Here is a 1,023-nt window from a genome sequence, read left to right as displayed (position 1 = left end):
AAGAAGGCTGAGTTTGAACATACGGCAAAAGAGCGTTGGAACGCCATTGTTGAAAACGTTTTCGGACAGAAAAAACTGCTTAAGGACAAGAAAAGCGGCATCATTCATGTCATGTTCTTTTACGGCTTTTTGCTTGTTCAGTTTAGTGCCATTGATGTGATTTGGAAAGGGCTGAATCCCGGGTCCCACCTCCCGCTGGGCCCGGTGTACCCTGTTTTCACGTTGTTTCAGGAAGCCGTCGTTGTCATGATTCTGGTGGCGGTCGTCTGGGCCTTTCACCGCCGCTATATTGAAAAGCTCGTCCGCCTGAAACGAAATTGGAAAGCAGGACTGGTCCTGATTTTTATCGGCGGCCTGATGGTGTCAAAGCTGGTCGCCAAAGGAGCCGAAATGGTGTGGCTGGGGAAATCCCTGACCGGGATTTGAGCCGATCGCTTCGGTGATTGGAGCTGCCTTTTCCCCGTTATCGGCCACGGCGGCCGGAGCCATTTTCTACGTGGCCTGGTGGGTTCACCTGCTCATTTTGCTGACCTTCCTGGTGTATGTGCCTCAGTCCAAGCACGCCCACTTACTCGCAGGACCGGCAAACGTCTGGTTCGGGCGCACCAATAAGGTGGGACAGCTGTCAAAGATTGATTTTGAAGACGAGTCCCAGGAAGAGTTCGGGGTCGGGCGCATTGAAAACTTTAACCAGAAACAGCTTCTTGACTTATACGCCTGTGTGGAGTGCGGGCGCTGCACGAATATGTGCCCGGCGACGGGCACCGGGAAGATCTTATCCCCGATGGATCTTCTTCTGAAAATGCGGGATCATCTCACCGAGAAAGGCGCGGCCGTCACCTCCAAGTCCCCGTGGCTTCCGGCGTACGCGTTCAGCCATACGAAAGGAAACCAGCTTGCCTCCCAGGGAGCCGAAGAAGCGGCCGCTTCCTTTGAACAGGTGAACCTGATTGGCGATGTCATCACGGAGGAAGAGCTCTGGGCCTGTACAACGTGCCGAAACTGTGAGGACCAGTGCCCGGT

At 54.3% G+C, this 1,023-nt stretch carries 1 pseudogene; it reads left to right on the top strand.

The window, feature by feature from the left end:
* Positions 1-1,023: pseudogene (locus JCM19033_RS21680) on the top strand (4Fe-4S dicluster domain-containing protein); the annotation flags it as partial.

Source organism: Thalassobacillus sp. C254, assembly GCF_001310615.1.
The sequence above is the reverse complement of the archived record's forward strand: the minus strand, read 5'-3'. Positions and strand labels throughout refer to the sequence as shown.